Origin of the sequence: Leuconostoc sp. BM2 (assembly GCF_002095565.1) — a bacterium.
In the GTDB taxonomy this organism is placed as follows: domain Bacteria; phylum Bacillota; class Bacilli; order Lactobacillales; family Lactobacillaceae; genus Leuconostoc; species Leuconostoc falkenbergense.
The window spans coordinates 1-20875 of sequence record NZ_MOWQ01000024.1; the positions used below are offsets into that span (position 1 = coordinate 1).

23 protein-coding genes are annotated in these 20875 nt (G+C 39.3%); 12 read left to right on the forward strand and 11 right to left on the reverse strand.

Annotated features, from left to right (window positions below):
- The first annotated feature begins 952 nt into the window (after positions 1-952).
- From BMG01_RS11340 to BMG01_RS07135, 4 genes are all read left to right on the forward strand, one after another.
- Positions 953-1030: a putative holin-like toxin gene (locus BMG01_RS11340; protein WP_233127282.1), complete on the forward strand. Its 78-nt coding sequence runs from the start codon at positions 953-955 to the stop codon at positions 1028-1030.
- Positions 1031-1251: 221 nt separating this feature from the next.
- Positions 1252-2574, forward strand: coding sequence for a Y-family DNA polymerase (locus BMG01_RS07125; protein WP_036068515.1), 1323 nt, complete (start codon positions 1252-1254; stop codon positions 2572-2574).
- Positions 2567-2935: a hypothetical protein gene (locus tag BMG01_RS07130; protein WP_036068513.1), complete on the forward strand. Its 369-nt coding sequence runs from the start codon at positions 2567-2569 to the stop codon at positions 2933-2935. Before BMG01_RS07125 ends, BMG01_RS07130 begins: the two co-directional genes overlap by 8 nt.
- Positions 2932-3186: a hypothetical protein gene (locus BMG01_RS07135; protein ID WP_011679840.1), complete on the forward strand. Its 255-nt coding sequence runs from the start codon at positions 2932-2934 to the stop codon at positions 3184-3186. Before BMG01_RS07130 ends, BMG01_RS07135 begins: the two co-directional genes overlap by 4 nt.
- Positions 3187-3590: 404 nt before the next feature.
- On the opposite strand, the gene BMG01_RS07145 is transcribed toward BMG01_RS07135, so the two are convergent.
- From BMG01_RS07145 to BMG01_RS07190, 9 genes are all read right to left on the reverse strand, one after another.
- The gene (locus BMG01_RS07145) at positions 3591-3914 is read right to left on the reverse strand and encodes a hypothetical protein (RefSeq protein ID WP_036068506.1); all 324 of its coding nucleotides are present in this window, start codon (positions 3912-3914) and stop codon (positions 3591-3593) included.
- Positions 3895-4125 (reverse strand): hypothetical protein, encoded by a 231-nt coding sequence (locus BMG01_RS07150; RefSeq protein ID WP_036068503.1) that lies wholly within the window; start codon positions 4123-4125, stop codon positions 3895-3897. Before BMG01_RS07150 ends, BMG01_RS07145 begins: the two co-directional genes overlap by 20 nt.
- Before the next feature lie 449 nt (positions 4126-4574).
- On the reverse strand, positions 4575-4793 hold the full coding sequence (locus BMG01_RS07160) for a hypothetical protein (protein WP_036068500.1): 219 nt from the start codon (positions 4791-4793) through the stop codon (positions 4575-4577).
- A 10-nt stretch (positions 4794-4803) separates the two neighbouring features.
- Positions 4804-5016 carry a hypothetical protein gene (locus BMG01_RS07165; RefSeq protein WP_036068498.1) on the reverse strand — a complete coding sequence of 71 codons (213 nt, stop codon included), beginning with the start codon at positions 5014-5016 and terminating at the stop codon, positions 4804-4806.
- Entirely contained in the window at positions 5009-5452 is a 444-nt protein-coding gene (locus tag BMG01_RS07170; protein ID WP_036068495.1) for a hypothetical protein, read from the reverse strand. The genes BMG01_RS07165 and BMG01_RS07170 overlap by 8 nt, the downstream gene beginning before the upstream one ends.
- A 356-nt stretch (positions 5453-5808) precedes the next feature.
- Complete coding sequence (locus BMG01_RS07175; protein WP_004915924.1) at positions 5809-6021, reverse strand: hypothetical protein; 213 nt, start codon at positions 6019-6021, stop codon at positions 5809-5811.
- Positions 6008-6379, reverse strand: coding sequence for a hypothetical protein (locus BMG01_RS07180; RefSeq protein ID WP_036068494.1), 372 nt, complete (start codon positions 6377-6379; stop codon positions 6008-6010). Before BMG01_RS07180 ends, BMG01_RS07175 begins: the two co-directional genes overlap by 14 nt.
- Positions 6380-6389: 10 nt before the next feature.
- Positions 6390-6734, reverse strand: coding sequence for a hypothetical protein (locus tag BMG01_RS07185; protein ID WP_036068492.1), 345 nt, complete (start codon positions 6732-6734; stop codon positions 6390-6392).
- A 3-nt stretch (positions 6735-6737) separates the two neighbouring features.
- Positions 6738-7106, reverse strand: a complete 369-nt coding sequence (locus tag BMG01_RS07190) for a hypothetical protein (protein ID WP_036068489.1) — start codon at positions 7104-7106, stop codon at positions 6738-6740.
- 456 nt (positions 7107-7562) lie between these two features.
- On the opposite strand from BMG01_RS07190, the gene BMG01_RS07195 reads away from it, so the two are divergent.
- The 8 genes from BMG01_RS07195 (at position 7563) to BMG01_RS07230 (ending at position 19422) form a co-directional block, all read left to right on the forward strand.
- Entirely contained in the window at positions 7563-7829 is a 267-nt protein-coding gene (locus BMG01_RS07195) for a hypothetical protein (protein ID WP_036068487.1), read from the forward strand.
- A complete protein-coding gene (locus BMG01_RS07200; RefSeq protein ID WP_036068486.1) occupies positions 7816-10083 on the forward strand; it encodes a toprim domain-containing protein in 2268 nt (755 codons plus the stop codon). Before BMG01_RS07195 ends, BMG01_RS07200 begins: the two co-directional genes overlap by 14 nt.
- Positions 10084-10096: 13 nt before the next feature.
- Positions 10097-10579: a hypothetical protein gene (locus BMG01_RS07205; protein WP_036068485.1), complete on the forward strand. Its 483-nt coding sequence runs from the start codon at positions 10097-10099 to the stop codon at positions 10577-10579.
- Entirely contained in the window at positions 10576-12462 is a 1887-nt protein-coding gene (locus BMG01_RS07210) for an AAA family ATPase (RefSeq protein WP_036068484.1), read from the forward strand. Before BMG01_RS07205 ends, BMG01_RS07210 begins: the two co-directional genes overlap by 4 nt.
- Positions 12462-15482 (forward strand): type IV secretory system conjugative DNA transfer family protein, encoded by a 3021-nt coding sequence (locus tag BMG01_RS07215; RefSeq protein ID WP_036068483.1) that lies wholly within the window; start codon positions 12462-12464, stop codon positions 15480-15482. Before BMG01_RS07210 ends, BMG01_RS07215 begins: the two co-directional genes overlap by 1 nt.
- On the forward strand, positions 15479-17593 hold the full coding sequence (locus BMG01_RS07220) for a pLS20_p028 family conjugation system transmembrane protein (protein ID WP_036068481.1): 2115 nt from the start codon (positions 15479-15481) through the stop codon (positions 17591-17593). The genes BMG01_RS07215 and BMG01_RS07220 overlap by 4 nt, the downstream gene beginning before the upstream one ends.
- A 62-nt stretch (positions 17594-17655) precedes the next feature.
- Positions 17656-18171: a hypothetical protein gene (locus tag BMG01_RS07225; protein WP_084013451.1), complete on the forward strand. Its 516-nt coding sequence runs from the start codon at positions 17656-17658 to the stop codon at positions 18169-18171.
- A gap of 159 nt (positions 18172-18330) precedes the next feature.
- The gene (locus tag BMG01_RS07230) at positions 18331-19422 is read left to right on the forward strand and encodes a hypothetical protein (protein WP_036068477.1); all 1092 of its coding nucleotides are present in this window, start codon (positions 18331-18333) and stop codon (positions 19420-19422) included.
- Positions 19423-19469: 47 nt separating this feature from the next.
- Here BMG01_RS07230 and BMG01_RS07235 read toward each other — a convergent pair whose 3' ends face one another.
- A complete protein-coding gene (locus BMG01_RS07235; protein WP_036068474.1) occupies positions 19470-19751 on the reverse strand; it encodes a hypothetical protein in 282 nt (93 codons plus the stop codon).
- Positions 19751-20530, reverse strand: a complete 780-nt coding sequence (locus tag BMG01_RS07240; protein ID WP_036068470.1) for a ParA family protein — start codon at positions 20528-20530, stop codon at positions 19751-19753. The genes BMG01_RS07235 and BMG01_RS07240 overlap by 1 nt, the downstream gene beginning before the upstream one ends.
- Positions 20531-20875 lie beyond the last annotated feature (345 nt).

The following is a 20875-nucleotide window of genomic DNA, read 5'->3' on the forward strand; positions in this document are numbered from 1 at the left end:
CCATAAAAGAAAGCCGCATTACAAATATTCCAAAAACATTACTTGATGAATCGGTGATGCTGGTCAAAAGAGCAATTGGTAATACTGTCCAAGATATATCAAAAAAGGCAACATTAAACGAGCAAATAACTGAACAAATTAACAACTATTTAAAAGAGAAAAAATCTGAAGAATAGTAAATACTATATATTTTAGTTCTAAAATAAGGGGCTATAACTAAATTATCGCCCCTGGCAAAATCTATTAAAACAACCCTCACTATCTATCAATTCCATAATGGGGGTTGTTTTTAAAAAAATTGATATAATAAACCATATATTCGAGATGAATATATCATTAACTATCGGATTTTTTGGGCTAAACTATCTGCTTAGAAGTGAATAAATTGGATTATTTTTATTCAGTTAATTAGGCGACATTTGAAATGCGATTCCTATTAGAAAAATTAATATACGATAGCTTTCGAGAATTAACCGGATAAATTTAAATTATGGCAGATTGATAAATACGAAATATTGAATAAGTCATCAAATTTTACAGAAATTCAGTACTATTTTAACACTTTAGAGTCAAAACACTTAAACAGTTAACTTGATTTATAGATATTTGTATTAAAAAGTGATATATACCAATTTAAGTTAACATAAGGTAGGCTATACAAAGTAACGCAGGGACAGGCTTTCAAGGGCCTGTTTTTTGTTTGTGAAATATCAAAATTCACAAGCTAACCATAATGCCCGTTTTTCTATTTCACAAACACACATGTTTGATGCATTTCACAAGCAATTATGTTTTAGACCAATTGCTAATTAGGTATGTGATATACTGGTTGCAGCAAACAAGTTAAGATGGTGGCTATCCTGAGTGGAGGTGGTGCTTATGGTGTTAAAACTGTAAACCCAGATTCTAGGAAAGGAGATGCCTAGTGTCCGTTTCGGATACTTTACAGCTAATGATTGGTTTTGGGACATTTGTCTTGATGCTGGTTGGATTAGTTGTTGAGCTGATAAAATACAGCAACAAAAAATGATCATCTTGCTTTAGCTGGGCTGATGATCATTAGATGAATTATTAACTTAGCCACCGTCTATACGGGTTTGCTAGGAGTCGTAGTTAGCGCTACGGCTCTTTTCTATGTCTTTATTATAGCATAGCTTTTTCTTTTGTCACAAATTTAATGTTTTGTTCGCTTGCTTAAACGAACGCTTGTTCGTATAATGAATTATACACAATTGTTTTTGGAGGTTGCTGATGGAAAACGCAATCACAACTGAATATGATTATAGCAAAGAAAAGCGTGGCGTGTTTTTTTTAATTGATTCAAAAAGTTTCTACGCCAGTGTTGAAAATGTTGAGCGAGGCTTTAATCCATTAAAGGGCGATTTAGTCGTGATGTCTGAACAAGCAAACACGAATGGTGGTTTAGTCCTAGCGGCCTCACCAACAGCTAAGAAGGACTTAGGCATTAGTAATGTGATGCGCCAGCGTGATTTACCTGATGTGCATGGCTTGTTTATCGCACACCCTAGGATGAATAATTATATCGCTGAAAACCTAAAAATCAATGATATCTATCGTCAATACACCGATGATATTAACTTGCTGCCGTACTCGATTGATGAGTCTATTTTAGACGTAACCCACTCTTGGCGGTTGTTTGGTAAAACTCCTGAGGAAGTCGCTTTTAAAATTCAAAAGCAAGTTAGAGCGGAAACGGGTGTCTATTTAACAGTTGGTATTGGTGACACGCCTGTGCTCGCAAAAATAGCCTTAGACATTGAAGCAAAACACACTAAAAACCTGACGGGTATTTGGCACTATGAGGATGTGCCGACAAAATTGTGGCCAATTACGAAATTGGATGATGTCTGGAGTATTGGTTCCCGCACAGCACATAAACTTGAAGTGATGGATATCCATTCAATGTACGATTTGGCGCATCAGGACCCTTATCAATTTAGAGCAAAGATGGGATTAGTTGGTGAGCAATTGTTTGCCTTATCTTGGGGCATTGATCGTACTGATATGACTGAGGTGGTCGTGCCTAAAAGCAAATCATACAGTAATTCTCAGGTATTACCGCGTGATTATAAACGAAAAGAAGAGATTGAGATTGTTGTTCGTGAAATGGCTGATCAAGTGGCTACCAGGATCAGAGCACATAAGAAACAAACTTGTTTGGTTAGCTTGTTCATCGGGTATTCTTTTGCCGAAAGTGAACGCCAGGGAAGTCATGGTTTTAGAAAACAACAAAGAATTGATCCCACTAATAATACCCACAAACTAATGGCAATTATGGTGGCTTTGTTTGAAAAGCATTGGCATGGTGAAGTGATTCGCAATATTGGGATTGATTATGGCGGGTTAATTGAGGACACTGGCGTACAGCTTGACCTCTTTGAACAACCAGAAAAATCAATTAAATCCAACAAGATTGATCAAGTTGTTGATGAAATTCGAAAACGGTTTGGTACCACAGCCTTGATGCGGGCAATGTCCAAAGAAAAAGGCGGTACGGCGATTAACCGTGCCAGCCTTGTTGGTGGTCATAACGGAGGTAACAGCTATGAGTGATGCAGAATTTAGTAAGATGATTAACAATTACTTTCAAAACGACTATCGCGAGCGTGGTAAGGTGAAGTGGAATGGCTATTTTCTGTCAGATCATACCTCAGCTTTAAAACGTGAAGCACAGACCAAAAATGCAGTGCCTGTTAAATTACCAATGATGTCCTTAACGGCTTGTCAAAATATCTTGCGTCATGCCTCAGCGAATTATGAATTTGTGACTGTACAACAAAATATTGAGGACACGGACGGTCACTTAGTGCCTAACCTAACAGGTATGGTCGATGGTTTTTCTGATTTAGGGGTGTATATTAATGAGTCCTATATTGCCTTTGAAAATATTAGAGCGGTGGTGAAAGAAAAATGAATCAAATTGATGCTATCATTGTAGATATTAAAAAGATGTTTGCTAAACAGCCTAACACAATCTATGAGGTGAGGGTAGTTGATCAGATCTACTCAAAGAAGGTCAATATTTTCTTTGAATACTATAAAATTGGCAAAGCAACACACTCACAACAAATAGCTCGCTTAGACAGTGAGTACAGAGAACAGATACCTGAAATCATTGCTAAAATTCGCAAAGAAACTGGGCTAACTGTTAACACCAATATTTAAAAGCGTTACTCAAAAGACGATATAATACACAAGTAAATGATACCAGTGGCATTTACAACGCGCTTAACCATTGGATACCGAATGTTATAGTTTGGTAAAAGCTCTGATTATCAGGGCTTTTTATTTTGTTATGAATTGTGATGACGCGGCCAATTTATCATTAGTGCTAAGGCAAGTGCCAGAATGAGAATAATTAGCACAAGCACCGCTAAGACACTTTTGATGCCAAAAGCAATAGCTAGACTTATCAAAATAATAAGTGGCAAATAAAAGTACCAATACGAAATCAAATGACCAACAAATAGGATACTCAAATACAGGATGGTGCCAATGATGTGGCCAAACAGCCAAAACAGAAACATCGCTAATAAACAGAAACAAAAGATTAACATGCTAGGTTCCTCCTAATTAGAGAGTTGTGTGAGACAAAGTGAAAAAAGCTCCTTTGTCACTGAGGGATAGTTCAATAGATTCTTAATACCAAAGTGCGTTTGCGTATAAGCACAGACCAGATAACCAAAATACCAGTCATGACCTGATTCACTCAGACCATCTGGGTGGTCAACAAAAAGACGTTGCAGTCGCTTTAAAATACGCGGACCAAAAATAGCATCGTCAAAGATTGCTTGTGCTAAACCTGGGTAGATATATTGGCCATTGCTGTCCAAAATGACTAACCCGTTGGCATTAGAAGTTGTAGACAATGTTTTAGTTGTGCGTTTTGACATGAGTTTTCTCCTTATGGGGCAGATGTCCAGTGTCGATCCAGCAACGCGTCGCTTTATAAGCGGACTGCTTAAAAGCCAAGCTAGCTAAGACATAAAAGCCAGCCAGTGTGAGTAAGACATACAACATCGTGCCATTGATGACCATTAATAAAATATCCAAACTGATAATTGTTGCGGCAATAGTACTGATAACTTTGGTAATTTGATTCATAGTAGTTCTCCTTGATTATGTACGCACCAGGCAGAAACTGTTTCCTGTCGGCCCTGCCTGTGAGTGGTGTGTTATTTCGTTTTGACGAAGAACATGGGGACACAAGCAGCGCAGAATACAAGGGTGAGCGTAGCGAATTTACGAAGCCCTTTTATTCTGTGCTAGTGCTTGTTGCTGTGGTATCATCACCACAGCTTACAAGTCACTGGTTGTGGCACAATGTTTGACTCAAAGCGAAGTGGCACCCAAGAGCTTGGCAGGACAAGCGCAGCGTGTTTGATCCCGCTTGCGGGTCTGGGGAACACGGAAAAAAAGATTTTTACCGCTCATCATCTTCACGCGCAATCATAATCACACCGACTAGGTAATATAAAATATAGACCAGCATGGCAATTAGCATGAGAAGTTTAAAAACTAATACACCCATAAACACACACTCCTATCTGTGATTAAAATTCCTCGTAATCCGTTGTCTCTTGTTTGTACTCCGCACAGATTTCTCGTAAATCTAAATCATCTGCCCCCAAAATCACTTTTTCATCAAAATAGTGACGCTTGCCAATTGCAACAGCTTGTGTCAGTTTCTGCTCATCTGTGAGTGTATCTGGAACATTAACTGCCACTGTTCTAACCAATGTTTCCATATATTTAACGTTGACGATTGCCATAATTTTCTCCTTAAATTGTGGTTCTTAGGGTAACGTGTTTACCCTCAGCTAATTCTTGCATGATAAATGCACTTAATCGCAGTGCTTCATCATCTGATAAATCTATTTCACCCGAGTCATTGCTAGTGGACTCACTGACGTGAATTCCACTCCCGCCCATAGGGAATTCATCAGACCATGAAAAGTAACGTATGGCTATATTTTCAATCACTTCATCATTCATTGTCATCTGTCTCCTGTTGGTTTTGCGTGTAATAGGTTAGTCCGTTTTCTTCAACTTGATTGAACATTTGGATAAAGTCCTTATCAAGGATGTTTTTCTTTTTGTTCAATTCAAATTGTGACCAAGTAAATTCCATTGCTTGATATTGACTTGGCGTAATACTGCTAGGCTTTACTTTGGTATCAAGGCAGAGCATAGCTTGGTAAAACAACTTTGGGCTTTCTTTTTGCAAAGCTTGCAAAGTGTTGAAAATGGTGTTGACTAATGAAACACTAACGCTAGCTTCAACCATTTCTTCAAAGCCTTTACTTAATTGCGCTTTATAGTGACTAGTTGGCACTTTGGTCTCATTGAACAAATAAGTCATATCAGTGATTGATTGTGCCATTTTGGCGATTGGTAATTTGCTAAAATCATCATAGAATTGCTTTGTCATTATTTTTTCTCCATTCTGAATCTTTTTCCTGTTGGCAATCGCTCCAATTGAGCTGGTTGCGTCGTGACGGGTAACGATTGGCATGATAGCCAAAGAAACACAAGGATTGCGCAGCAACTTGCCACGTCCTTGTGTTTCTTTGTAGAGACTGTTTGGCGCTTGCGCCTTACAGTCTCTTTATCATGCGATTGTGAAAACGGCACAGAGCAAACAGAACAATTTGGTGCGATGCGAACGGAAGTGAGCCTTTTGAACCCCCAATTAACTTTACTGGTGTGGTATCAACCACGCCTGTCAAGTTAATGATCAGGGGGACTGGGGGAGGGGCTATGACTAAAAAATAGTCATGTCTTTTTTTATTGAGATATTGACTGAACAATAGCGTCAAGAATTGTATCAATTGAAACACTCGCCAGAATGTCTCCATAATCTTTGAAGTAAGTTCCGTTATGTCTCGCTAGACCATTACTAGCCACGGTTATTTCATCACCATTTTTTAGGGTCGCAATCACCACACCATTGGTAGTGATTAGCTTATTTACAATTTCAAATGGGTTAGTTTCTGTCATTTTGTTGCTCCTTGTCTGATTTTGGTGAGTGATAGTCTGGGTTGTGTAGCCACCAGTCATTCATAATTTTAAATAACTTTTTACGAATGGTTGACGCACTGGTTTTTGGGTTGCCACATACTAGTTCTGTAACATCTTTATTAAAAACAAGATTGGATAATGGATATTTTGCAGAACGCAGTGAGAAAAAATAGTCATAATCACCGTCATTGTAGTCATTACGATACGCTTGCAAGTGAATTGGTTTGAAAATTGACTCACAATCACGCCAACTTAATAATTCTTCTGGTCTGGCAATATTTTGTTCAATCATCATATAGTCGGTTGTCAAACCTTGTTGAGGGCTATACCACGCCATAATGCCTCCTTTACATCCAATCGGGTCTTTCGTCACCATCAATACTGGCGTGAATATGATTTATTAGGCTTTCGTTTGTGACCGTGATGTTGTTGTCTGCCACGTAGCCAATTGTTAATCTATCGTATTTCTCATTTAGATGTTGATGGTATACCCAATTGTTGTTGACGGGGTAATAAAGTCCTAGCTCGGATAGCTCATCTTCCAGCCCTGACCAAACATTAGCCGTCAAGTCATCTTCATCATAGCTTTTTGCTTCATAAACAAGTTCTACGGCTTGAATAGCACCGCTAGGAATGAGTACCATTGCTGGATTTTGTAAGTAGGTCTCCATTCTAATAATTCTGATATTCATATTTCACCACCATTCTGTATAGTACAAATTTTCTGAATCACTGTTGTAAGTAAATTCTTTCTGAAGAAAATGCCGTGTGTCTCTCAACACTTCAAAGTAATAACCGTCATAGTCTGTACTACCAAAGAAAAAACCTGATGCTGTTGGTAACAACTCTAGTGCCAAAGCATGGCTTGCCATAACCTGTTCAATATCACTCGTTAAAGCCTCTAAGTCATCACGAGTGATAGCAATCTTCAATTGGTCATTAGGGTCTAAGTCAAAGCGTCTTACAAACCAATCTCTAATTTGATTGGCTTTACGCCATGAGTGAATAATGACTACTTTACCTGTTTGCTTGTTCTCTGTTTGTAAATACATATCTAAGCCCATAGTCTTGTCCTCCTGTTGGCCTGTTTTGTGACCAATTTATTCTTATTGCGTTGTGAACGGACAAACTAAAACAAGCCAGGGCGGATTTGCAAAGCTCGCGTAGCGACACGCAGTGCTTGGCCTTGCAAATTTAGCCCCAAATCTTTGGACTTTAGTCCTTAGATTTGCTTGACTTGTTAGAGTTTTGGTAGTCACAAAAGCAAGAATAGATGGTGCATAACAGCCAGCAGGCAGGAAAGCCATCACATTTAAACGGTTTGAAAATCGTTTGAATGTGATGGCTTTTTTTGAACCCCCAATTAACTTTACTGGTGTGGTAATAACCACGCCTGTCAAGTTAATGATTAGGGGGACTGGGGGAGGTTTGTGATGTCTCAGGAAAAACCATTTACTTTTATGAGGTTATTTAAAAGGTTGGTATATTGACCCTATATTAAACAAAAAGGGAGCTACAAAATGGCTAAAAAAACGATTGACCAACAAATCAAAGAAAAGCAAACACGTTTGGATGAACTAGATTTACAAGCAAAGGCAGTTCAAGACGAAAAGCGGGCCATCAAAAAAGACATCAAACAACTTAATGACGCTCTTGTGGCTGAATTGGGACGATCACTGTTAGTCAAAATGAATTTGGAAACAGATGATATTGACCAGGCATTTGCTGAATTGAATCACTTACCAATTAACAAACAAGTTGGAGGACAAGCTCATGGCGATCAGTAAGGAAGAACGTGCGCAACTTAAATTATTACCAATTCGTGGCTATTGCGATTGGAAAGGTATTCCTTACACGACGGATACTCCCACTGAGTTACGCATGGTTGATCACGATAGTTTGGTGGTTAGAACAAAATTAAACCGTTTTGTCTGGAACTCGACTGGTGTTAAAGGGGATTTAGTTGATTTCATTCACTACTACGAATTAGGCAAATCAGATGGTGACAGTAAAGGTGCCGCTATTAAAAATCAACTGGCCTACGCGCGCTTTGTCAAAGGTGAAAATATTGATGTCTCTAAACTGTACGAAGACAACACACCGCGTTACAAGTTTGATTATGACAAGGTCTTCAAAACTCAAGAAAAAAACGTAGCCAAAGATTATTTAGTTAATCAACGCAAGCTCAATCCACAGTTCGTTGACAATTTATTGAAAAGTGGCGCAGTTGTACAAGGTAGCCGTTACCGTGAAGGTGATAAGTTGCATCAAAACCCCGTCATCTTTCCCTGGAAGGATGTGAATGGCAAAATTGTGGGCGCTGATCGTCAAGGGACTGAACAAGACTTTGAACATTACAAAAAGCGTGGCACATCCAAAAAAATCTTTGCTGGCAGTGATACCTCAACGGGTTATAACCTCTCATTTGGTTCAGGTGACAAAACATTGATTTTATTTGAAAGCCCAATTGATTTATTGAGTTATGCACAACAAAATCATCAAGACATGGTGAAAAGTAACGCCACGCTATTGTCTGTGTCTGGCACTGATGCTAAGCGTGGCTTGCAATATTTGAATGATGCGGTTGCTGCTAAGCAAGACAAATTTAATAAGATCATTGTGGCTTTTGACAACGATGTCGCAGGGTTTAAAGCCGCTGATTACTTTGATCGTTTTAGTTTTAAAAATCCAATTACTGGTGAAGCGATTGAAGCAGAGCGTCATATTCCCTTACAAGGCAAGGATTGGAACGAACAACTTAAAGCAGGTGTTACAGGGCGGCGCGTCATGAGTATGACGGATAATGCTAATCGCTTAGATGCCTTAGAAAAACTTGCAATGCAAGAGACACAAACAGTCAAGCCAGATTATGTGGATGTCAAAATGAGCACCATTCAACCTGTCAAGGAAGTCTCAGACACAAAGACAGGCAAGCAAACAAATCAACGTCGTTCTAAAGCTGATCGTCGTAAGGAGAATGCTTTAAAGAATAAACAGATAATTCAAGAGGCAATGGGAAAGGTGGCCAAGTACCAACAAGATCCCGCTGAACTTAAAAAGCTCCTTGACTTTACCGCGACTGGCTTAAATTATTCGGCTCGTAATTCAATGTTGATTCAACTACAAAATCCAAAAGCCACCTTGTTAAAAGGCTACAAACAATGGTCTGCTGATGGCATCCAAGTTAATAAAGGTGAGAAGGGTATCAAAATATTTGGTGCCCCTACCAACTTAAAGACAATCATTGGTGCCAATGGCGAAAAAATACGTTGGTCTGATGCGACACCTGAACAAAAGCAATTAGCCAATAACAATCAATTGGAAGTCCGCAGTGTGAAACATTATCCAGTCGAAACCGTGTTTGATGTTCGCCAAACTAATGCCACAGCTGCGCAATTGCCAAGCATGTTACCCAATCGTCCAATTGACTTAGCCACTGATAAAAGTCCAAAACATTTGGATGTGGCCTATAAAACGTTGTTGAAGTTCGCCGACAAGCTTAAAGTGCCCGTCATTGACCAAGGTGTGGACGAACAAATTGCCAAGCGGCCAATGACCTGGCAAGGACAAGCAAAAGGGGCCTTTGTCCAATCAAAAACTAATAAGGATGAAAAATATATTCTGTTGTGCAGTGATCTTACCCCAACCGATAAAATTCACACCTTAGCGCATGAAATAGCGCACGCGCAGCTTCATTCCCTGCAAAGTCAAAATAATTGGCCCACAGCCATTAAAGAAACGCAGGCAGAGTTATCTAGCTATGTGATTACTAAAAACTTAGGCATTGAGCCTGGTGAGAAAAGCGTTGATTATATTGCGGGTTGGTCAAAGAATTTAAAGGCGCTAGAGGGTCAAAATACTGGCAAAATCATTAGTCAAGCACTCAAAGCTAGTACCGATGTTACTCAGTATTTATCGGATAACTTGAGCAACGGTGAAGTCCGTCAACCAAAAACAACAAAATTGCTTAAGCCTGATAAGTTAGCGGTTGTCGAACAGAACTATCAGGCCATTAATCAAACAAGTACACGACACATGTAAAAGGAGCAAACACATGTCACAAGAAAACATTCAAGAAGTTACAGGCTTTATCACAGGCATTACAAAGTCTGCGGAAGTTAATATTTTATCCTTCCAGGAAAAGGGTCAACCAGGTGCAATTGCTTTGACAATTGAAACTAGACGCTACCACGAACTATTCCCAGCAGGCGATCCAATTTTAGGCATTGAAATGGTGGCCGTATTACAACAAGTTGGCAAGAAATTACAAGTGGTGTCAATTTATGATCCCGAAGGTGATTTTATTGCTGCTGATGAAGTGCCAGAACTTGGCCAATTGAATCATCAATTGGATGATGCCAAAAGCACTGATGTCTACACAAGTTTACTCGCTGATCGTCAAAAAGCAGTTGATCACATTGATGCGAGTACAAGCGAATTAGAAGAATTAGCCAGAGAACATGATGCTACCAGTCAAGTCCCTGAAAGCAATACGAATTATGGTGATCCCGTTACTGACCAGGGAGGAAATGAATGATTGAATTAAAACACAACAATTCCACACCTTACCTTGATCGTTATACAACAGACATTAGTGCCAAAGTAATGTCTGAACCGGACAAATATCATGCCTACGAACGTGAAAGCATTACACGCCGTATCATGGTCTCCTTGATGAAACAGATTCAAAATGCACCTTTGTTAGTTGGTTTACCAGGCGTTGGTAAGACAGCCATTGTAGAAGATCTAGCCAGGCAATTAATTGATACAAAGGTGGCTAGTTTACAGGGAAAACATCTGATCCAAATAAGTTTGGCCAACTTAATGAAAAGTAGCGATGGTGAGTCATTTGCTCATAAATTACAAGCCATCATTGATGAATTGATTGCCAATAAAGACACAGTGATTGCCTTTATTGATGAAATCCACCAAATTGTTGGCACTGGTGCTGAAACGTCAGGCAGTTCATTGGATGCGGGTAATATTATCAAACCAGCTCTGAGTCGTGATGATCTCCAAATTATTGGGGCAACGACCACGAAAGAATTTCACGAATATGTGGCGCGTGATGGCGCACTGATGCGGCGATTTGATTTGATTGAAGTACCAGAACTGAGCTTTGAACAAACGAAGCGTGTTTTGTCTAAAGTCGCCTTACAACTAAATAACGGTATTGAAGTGACAGAAACAGTACAAGACAGAATTATGGCACTATCACAACGCTATATCACTGACCGTTACTTTCCTGAAAAGGCAATTATGTTGCTAGATGGTGCGTTAAGTGTCGCACGATTAGCTAATAAATCTAGTTTAGAAGACACAGATGTTGCCACAATCATCCATGATGATTATCATGTGCCTGAATATGTCATTAATCAGAAGACTGATGAACGATTATTAAACCTGTTACCAAGACTAAAAAACCAGGTGATTGGTCAAGACACAGCCTTAGAAAAAGTTGCAATGAAACTGACTAATCGTGAGGCAGGACTAGCCGATACTTCAAAGCCTGAGTCATTTCTCTTTATGGGGCCAACTGGTGTTGGTAAGACTGAGACCGCCAAACAACTAGCGCTAAATCTATTTGGTAACGCTCAAAACTTTATTCGCTTTGATATGTCTGAGTTTAAGTTTGCAGGGACTAGCCTAGAAAGATTTAAAGACCAGCTAACAACTAGAGTCAGGCACACACCTTATGCCGTATTGTTGTTGGATGAAATTGAAAAGGCTGATCCAGAAGTCATGGATTTGCTTTTGCAGGTCTTAGATGATGGTCGTTTGAGTGATGAATATGGGCGTGTCATTAATTTTAAAGACTTAATCATTGTCATGACAACTAACTCAGGGGCCACAGCAGTGATGAATCGTGATGCCAAATCAGATGCTGTTAAAGAAGACAAAAAGCGTCAAGCAAACTTTGAAGAACAACTCGAAATTGCCTTGCAAAGTGATGGTTATCGTCCTGAGTTTATCGCTAGAATTGGTGCCATTATTGTCTTTGATGTCTTAAAGATGGCGGATATGGTGCGAATTGTTGAACTAAAATTGTCACGACTCAATCAAAAAGCACAAACTAGTGGCTTCAATATTGTTTTTGACACACAAGAAGTGGCGCGTTATATTCCATCTTTTGACCTGGGCTTTGAGTATCTAAATGGTACACAGGAAGTCAGCTCACCAATTGCCAACTACATCGCAGACGTTGGTTATAAACCATCTCGTGGTGTCAGACCAATTGATGACACGATTGCTACGTATGTGAGTGATCCAGTGTCTACCGCAATTATTCAAAAGCGACAAGGACTAGGACAGGATTTTGATACTTTCATCTTTAGAGCCATTGGTAATCCACCATCTTTGACAAGTCCTTATGGTGAATGGCAAGTTGTGGTTTCCACAGTGAAGGAGGCAGCAAACTAATGAAGCTATTTAAAAAAGATTATCGTGCCGAAAGACAATTCATGCGCGAGAGTTACATTCGTTGGCGTGGTCGTCCCTGGTTCTTGTGGTTGTATGGCATTATAGCAACTATTGGTGTCATCGTTGTTTCATTGTATATCACCATCATAGTTGATTTGATTATTCGCATTGTTGGTCCATACGCTCAAGCGTTTAAGTTCTACATGCAAAGTGGTGTTGTTCAATGGCCTGAATTCAATGATGTCATGAACATGACAGTCACTGTGCTCAATCCACTCAATATTTTCACTATTCTGTCGCGACTAACTTTAGTGACAAGCGTGGTACTAATCATTTGCTTGTTACTCCTACTCAAAAAATATGTCTTCCAACGCATCTATGACTGGTATCAATTGTTTAGAGACCAAACTCGTAATACCAATCGTTTTGCGGAAGTACGTGAGGTGGATAAGGTTTACAAATTGATTCCTGATCGCAATAAGAACTTTAAGGGTCGTCCAGGACAACCAGTGCTGCACACACAAGGATACACCTTCGAATTCTTTATGATTCATCCGTTTCTGTGGGCGTGGCAATGGTTTAAGCGACCACTAGGTATGAATTCACTAGAATTTAGCGGGATGTACAAAAAAATACGTCCCGTTTTACTGGTACGTTTGCCAAAGTTATTTGAAAAGCAACTGAATGTTCAAGGCGGTTTTGATGGTTTTTATTGGGTGGATACTAGTAACACCCATTCAAAGACCACTGGGATGACGCGTTCTTCAAAAGACCAAATGCGAGGCTATACCTTAATTGACATCATTCGTCGTGCCGAAATCAAATGGAACATTATTGATACTGATGCCAAAAACGAAGATGCCAAAATGAGTTACAAGTCATTACGCACAGCAGGTTATGACGTGAAACTACTCAATATCATGGAGCCAAGTGAGTCTGAGTCCTGGAATCCCCTTGAAATTGCGATTGATTATGCCTTTGATGGTGACTGGGACAGTGCCAATACGGAATTGCGTAAGGTCGTGCAGGTTATTGGTGGTTCCAGTGGTGAAGAAAGTAGCCACAAAGATATTTGGGATAGTGCCGCTGAAAGTACCATCCAGGCAGTCATGCTCACGGTACTAGATATTGCTGTACGTCACCAGGACAAATCAATGGTGACCATCTCAAACGTTTTGCAATTCATCAATGATATGAACAAGTTCACGGATAAAGAAGGTGATGGCTTAACTAAGTACATTACTAACATTGGTAAACTACCGCGAACACCAGCGCGCAATATGATTATTCTTAATGCTGCTGAGTACCTATCTGCCACAGGGGATACCAAATCATCAATTTCTTTCTCAGTGATGAATCGTTTGAATTTGTTTGCCTCAGAGTCAATCACACGTTTGACAACCTTCAACACTATCAATTTGACCGATTTAGGGTTTCCAAGAATGCTAAAGATTAAGTTCTCTGACCGCTATAAAGGGGTTCATGTTAGCATTCATGTTTATGAATCAGGTAAAAAGCATGCATTAGAAAAGGACAAGCTAACCGTGTCCCAATCAGGCACGCTAACTTATCCGATTCATAACCATTTACCCGTCTCATGGCAAATTGAGTTGTCACTCGATAGTGACGGCAATTCAATTGCGATGCGTAAACAAAGGTTTACGTTGACTGGTAAGATTGTACAACGAAAATTGCTCAGTGGCAAGATTAAGCGTGACTTGTTCTCTAAGCAGCCTGTCATCCAATGCCTGGTTGATCAGATTAAACCACAAGGCACAACTGAGACACCAGGTGTCACCTTGCGTTACTCAGAAAACCCAATGGCAGTCTTCATCATCACGCCACAATCTAACGATGATTTCTCCGCTTTGGCCAGCTTGTTTATCTCACAAGTTTTCTCGGTTAACACCGATATTGCTTCAACGATTACCCGCAGGAAAATGGACAGTTGGATACTTTATAAGCTCAATGAGTTTTCTATGTTCCCACGTATTCCAGGTTTTACCAATGTTCTAACGCGTGGTTTAACGTACGGGCATTTGGTTGATTTGTATATTCAAACCTTAACACAACCACGTCTTCACTATTCTGAAATGGAAACCAATGACATCAATGGTAACACGGGTAACTGGTTCCACATTTTAACTAATGATGAGCCAACTAATGAAGCCTTATCCAAGCAATTAGGTGAGGTTGAAGTCCAAACCGAATCAGTCAATTCACAGATTGGCTTAGATCGTCAAGATCGTGGTAACCGTCATGCACAAGTTAGCAAGGTTCGGCTGTTGGATGCCAAAGAAATTAGCGAATTGAGTCCGCGTGAGATGATTACAATCCGTACCATCAAACGTGCGGATAAGAAGGGAAGATCAGTTAGGCCTTTGCCAATTTTCTCTACGGGAGCTTACCGAATGCCGTTTGCCTATGAATTAATGGGTAAGCAGTATTCACTTGATTACTATACGGCCGATTTGAACATCAAAGCGCAACATAACGATTTGAAATATGATGACCTTTATCATGACTTTGTGCCTTACTTTGATGAACTAGATCAACAAGTTCAACTAGAAATTGAGGAAGAAGGCGCAGGTGGCAATCAAATTGATAATCGTCAACTCAACACGTTAGCTGATGATGAAATCAACAACATTTTGGCCAAAGCGCATCAAGGTATCGAAACAGCCACAGTGCAAATGCAACAAGAACTCTCTGATGAGGAACGTTACTTGCAGTGGAAACATGACTTTAACCCTGATGAGCCATTTATGACCGAAGAACAATTAGATAATGTTGAGCTACGTCAAATTGTAGAGAAATCCATCAAAATGAGGATACCGCGCTCAAATAAAACAGAAGAACAAAACAGTGCCGTTGCTTACTTAAATCGTGGCAAATATCTGACACTTTCTGGCAACAATAATAACGGTAAAGTTCTACGATTACTAAACAACGAACCCGCATACATGTGGGAAATATATAAGCAGCTTAAAGCTGCAACAACTCAAGGAGAAGTCGAATGACAAATCTTTTCTCGGGCATCAATACATTAGCGGGTAGTTTACCAACTTTACCTAATAATGGCCCAACAGCCGATTTTTACAATCAATGGTCGCAATACCTATCACCATTGCCACATATATTCTTAACGCTGATCATGTTATTCATGCACAGCATTGCTTTAATTTTCTATTACATTGCGGATGCGGTCTTTACCGCCTACCAATCATCTTTCAAACTTTTAGACTTTATGAACATCTTTTTTCAGCCAAACAGCGATGTCTATCGCGACTGGAATTTAGGAAATATTCTCAAAGACTTCTTGTACCTGGGTTTTGTTATATTTGGCATCATGATGATGGTGCAGTGGATACAATATACCGCTACTTCTGGTCGCAAGGGTAGGGAATGGCCTAAGGGTATCACCATTACTGTTGGTGTCATTTCTGCTTTACCATTAATAATCGGGTTAATGAGCGGAATTGGTACAGCAGCAGTATCTGATACAAGTGGGAGCAAAGACTATAATATTGTCACACAATTGTGGCAAGGAAATTCCACAGATCTGGGTAAATTAGCCAGAAATAATTTTGATCTTGACAAGTACAAAGATTTTATGAAAAGACATCCAATTCGCCAAACAACAATTGAAGGTACTAATTATCACTCAGTAATGAGTGATGCAGGTTACACCGACGGTTTAAGTGACGCTCAAAAATCAGTATTCACCAAGAAAATTGGTGGCAATGGCAACATGGTTGATATTACTGGTGATTCACTTGTCCTGGGTAAGACATTTGCGGATGATTATCCAGTGATGAAAACAAACTGGTTAGGCATTATTGGTGGTGAAATAGTCTTTATTATCGTTGTGGCTGGTGCGATTGTCCGTTTGTTATCGTCTGTTTATAAAATGGCTTTTATGGCAGGTTCAATTGTATACTTTGGCCTCAGAGATGGCACACAAGGCAAACGTGTCCAACAAGTTCTGGGAATGATTGAGGGACAAATAACAGGTATTGTCATGATGCCAATTTCATTAATTTTCTTCTTTGCCTGGGTAGAATTTGCCTTTAACACCATTAATAGTTTAGGTCTAGATATGTGGCCATTCACCATCCTGTCAATTGCCGCTCTGTTAGCTGGCGGTAAAGGGCTCGCAGGTGGCTTTGAAATGATTGAACAATGGACTGGTGTTCGCTCAGGTCATAATCCTGTTGCTTCGATGATGTTAGCCAATCAAGCTGCTCACATGGTAGGCGGCGCCACAAGGGTTGCCAAGAAAAATATTGGCAAGGGTCTCAACGCAATTTCACCAGAACAGAAAAAGAAGAATCGTGAACTAGGTAAGAAGATTGCCAACTCGGGTGGCAATCAAGGCTTAGATAATAGTAAAGCACTGACTGATCATAGCTTAAATGATACTGGTGTCGATGCATCCGCACAAGTCACAGGTAAGGCAGCAAAGGTGGCTGAGGTAGCTGGACGTACAGTCGGAGCAATGAAACATCCTGGTAGTTTATTGAAAAACACTGGTCGTGCGGCTGGTGATAAAGTTAAAGGTGGCGTGAATAAAGCCGTTGGCAATGTCAAAGATTATGCTGGTGGTGTCGCCGACAACTTTGCAGGAGGACAACAAGCCGTTGAAGCCTTTAACAAACGTTATTCGCCTGTGACACCCAAAGCAGGTAGTGGCGATTCACCATCTAATTCTTCTCAACCACGTAATGTTCATGAAGCACTTTCAAAGGCAGCGGCAGATTCACCTAATGCTCATCCAACGGATACAGCAAATACGCCTCAATCTAACATGAGCCACGCTATGTCAGATGCACACCGTGGCTTACCTACTAGAACTAATGCACCCAAGTCTAGCGCTGCTAATTCAACTAAGCCAATTGTGAGTGGTGGAACAGTTGTTCAACCTAAGGGAGTCGGTGCAACACCAGCAACCATGTCACGTCCAAACACCCCAAGTTTGAGCGGTACATTGCCTGGCAAAAAGACGGTGACTCAACCGTTGACAGCAGCGCAACAAAAAGAAAAGGATCGCGCCTGGGCTGAAAGTGTTATTGCAAAACAAAAAGCGAAAATGCAGAATCAAAAAAGCGTATCAAGTAAAGAGAACAAGTGAAACTTTTAATTTGTGTGCTAATACGGTAAAACTAACAGTAGTTGATTTTAGGGAGTATACTGATGGAGAAAATTAAGCAAAATAAAATTTGGATCACGATTTTGGTAAGTGGAATCATTGTTATCGGAATTTTGTTGGCTATGTTGCACCAACAAAAACAAAACAGTCCTGAGGCACAATCATCAAGTTACGTGTCAAGTGCTAAGGCTTCATCCGCCTCAACCTCAGTTCAGGACAAAAACAATGAAAAAGCCTATGCTAAAAAGGCTGCTAAAATGAGTCGTCACGTCATTGTGATGGATGATGGATATTATTTTACTAATTGGGGTGAAAAGGACTTTCAAACTTGGGCAAACAATTATCTGTCAATGTCAGAGGAATCCCGACATAAAGATGGAGTACAGGAAAGCTTTGGAACCTCTTCAATTATTAAAAATAGTCGATCAACTTTATCGTATCCATTAGATTCCTGGGCGCAAGACATAAAAGATAAGGGTACTCCATCTGATTATTTTGCAACTGTAACGAAATTTAATCAACAATCCCCAGGTGTTAATCCTGATGATATAAAGAAATAGCTAAAAAGCCGTGATTATTCACGGCTTTTTGTTTACTTAGAATTATTTATGTTTCACTCTAAATTATATTTGCCTTGACAATAACTAGATAGTCCCGTAGTGTTTTTCCTAGGTGGGTTGTGATGTAACTCATTATATATTTATTAGGAGGACATATTAATGTCGGAGAAGAGTAGCAGCACACAAATTTGGTTAAATAAAATCAAAACGTTTGTTCAAGAGAATAAAAATAAAGTTGGCATAGTTGGTGGGGCAGTGATCTTACTTTTGTTGATTTGTGTCATAACATTAGTGATGGGTCATAACTCACTTGTTGGTACTTGGAAAGAAGTAACTGGTTCAGGTAAAATAATCATTACAAAAGATACGGTAGATTTTGACTCAACTTCTTATTCTTATAAATTGTCAGATGATAAAAAACACATCATTTTGACAAATGGGGGTGATAGTGCAAGCACCATTCCCTTTACGCTAAAAGATGATGTCTTAACCTTTGAAGGTACAAAATATTATCGAAAAGGCAGTTCAGCATACAAAAGCGCTTCATCATCAAGCGCTCGTTCCTCATCAGTTGCTGAAAAGCAATATGAATCCTCATCAAAAAAAGCAGCTAAAGCAGAAGCTGCTCAGACAAAATTAATTAACAAGTATAAAAGAGCCTATCGCGAGGCACAGGATCGCCTAACAAGCGACATTGCCAAAAAACTGAATGGTAATTGGCAATATACTAAAACTGATCGCCTTGATTTTATGGACGCAAGCGATATACTAACTAAGAACATCAGTTTTGACCAGACTAAGCTTACATTGTCATATAAGAAAATATCAGAAAGAAAATATGATAAAGAAGATGCAATTAATAAAAATACGTCTGAAACCAAAGAAGGGAAGGCGAGTTTTAAATTAACACAGGTACCAGCCAAATATGTGAATATTAGCAGTTATGGTACTGATTCAGAATTATCATCAGAACTTTCTGAAGCTTCATCAAAAGAAGTTGCAGCGGCTATCAAGGAGCTAAAAGATGTTACCCTAGATAATTACTTTGATAAAATGCACGATTTATATGGTGGCTATTCTGATGATGATGAGAAACACTTCACGCTGTCATTATCAGATACCACAGGTGACTTGCATAGCAGCGGTAGTGACTTATATGTGAACTTTCCAAAATCGGATAGCAAGATTACACAAATTTCATTAGATTCATCTTCCTTCTCAGATGATGATGATTATACAAAGGTACAATAATAAAAAGCGTTGATTATAAAAAATCAACGCTTTTAGTTTGTCTTAAATTATTTTGTTTGGTTTAATACTTGTTCTAGCACTAGATCTACAAAGGCGCTTGATGAGCGGAATCCTTGTTTGGTTGCTAATTTCTCAATCCCTTGCTTTATCTCAGGGCGAATGGTGTAAGTCGTTTGTATTTTACGACTACTATGATTTGAAGAAGGTAACTTAAACCCTTCACCTAACGATACCTCTGATTGTGGTTCGTCTCGACTAAACGCATCTGCCATTTGTTTTTGAGCACTGACTTCATCAAACATACGGGGGTCTTTTTTATCGTAATCCATTATTTCACACTTTCTAATAGCTTTTGATAAGCATCATTAATTTGCTGCAAAGTTTTCGGGTTGCGCTTGGCTTGGTCTAAATCAAACACTGGAGTCTTTAGCATCGTTGAACTATTAAAGACTTCACGTTCATTTAAGACGGCGACAAGGTTTTCAATTTGGTCAATAATCTGGCCAAACTCATGACTTGAACGGGTATTGTGCTTCACACGATTAGCAAGGTACAAAACTTTTGCTTCAATCAGTGATTCGCGTGTTCTAATATCTACTGCATCATCACGGAACTCTTTCATCCGTAGGTCAAATTGTTGTTTTGATTGAATAAAACCATACTCTGAGGGTTCAAGTGGCACCACAACATAATCAGAAACGGCAATCATATTCTTCGTTAACGTCCCAAACTCTGGATGGGTGTCAATTAGAATATAGTCATAATCTTTGATTTCCTCAAGGTGATCTTGAAGCCACATCATCATCAAAAAGTTTTTATTATTCTTTGATTGTAATGTACCTTCTAATTCGTCTAAATGAGGGCTAGCAGGTAACAAACCTAATTGTGGGGTAATTTGTCTAATTTGAGCCAAACCGCCTGTAAAGACGTCATATAGCGTATTTTTATTAGTATAGCTATCATAGGTAGAGGACAAGTTACCTTGATAGTCTGAATCAATTAACAAAACCTTGTAGCCTTGTCGAATCAAAAAACTAGCGAAGTTGAATGTCATCGTTGTTTTACCAACGCCACCTTTAGATGCTGAAAATGTAATTGTTTTACTCATGATGAAGCTCCTTAGTTATTTTATTTGTCAAAACGAAATAACGATGAAACCATCAATCCAGGCATGTAAAACTTGTTTACATATATATTATATCATACGTATAACATGTATATCAATATACTATACTTTAAATATAGGTAAAGGTATGTTTGTGTTATAAGATGAATATATACACATCTATCAATATCTTATATAGATTGGATACACAAAAAGATAACAAGCAAATCATTGTCTCCTGTTCGTGCAGGGGCTTTTTCTTTGGCTCAGGAAAAACCATTTACCTTTATGACATTCTTTCGATACCTTGTACACTGACCACAGATTGAACTTCAATCCAGGCAAAAA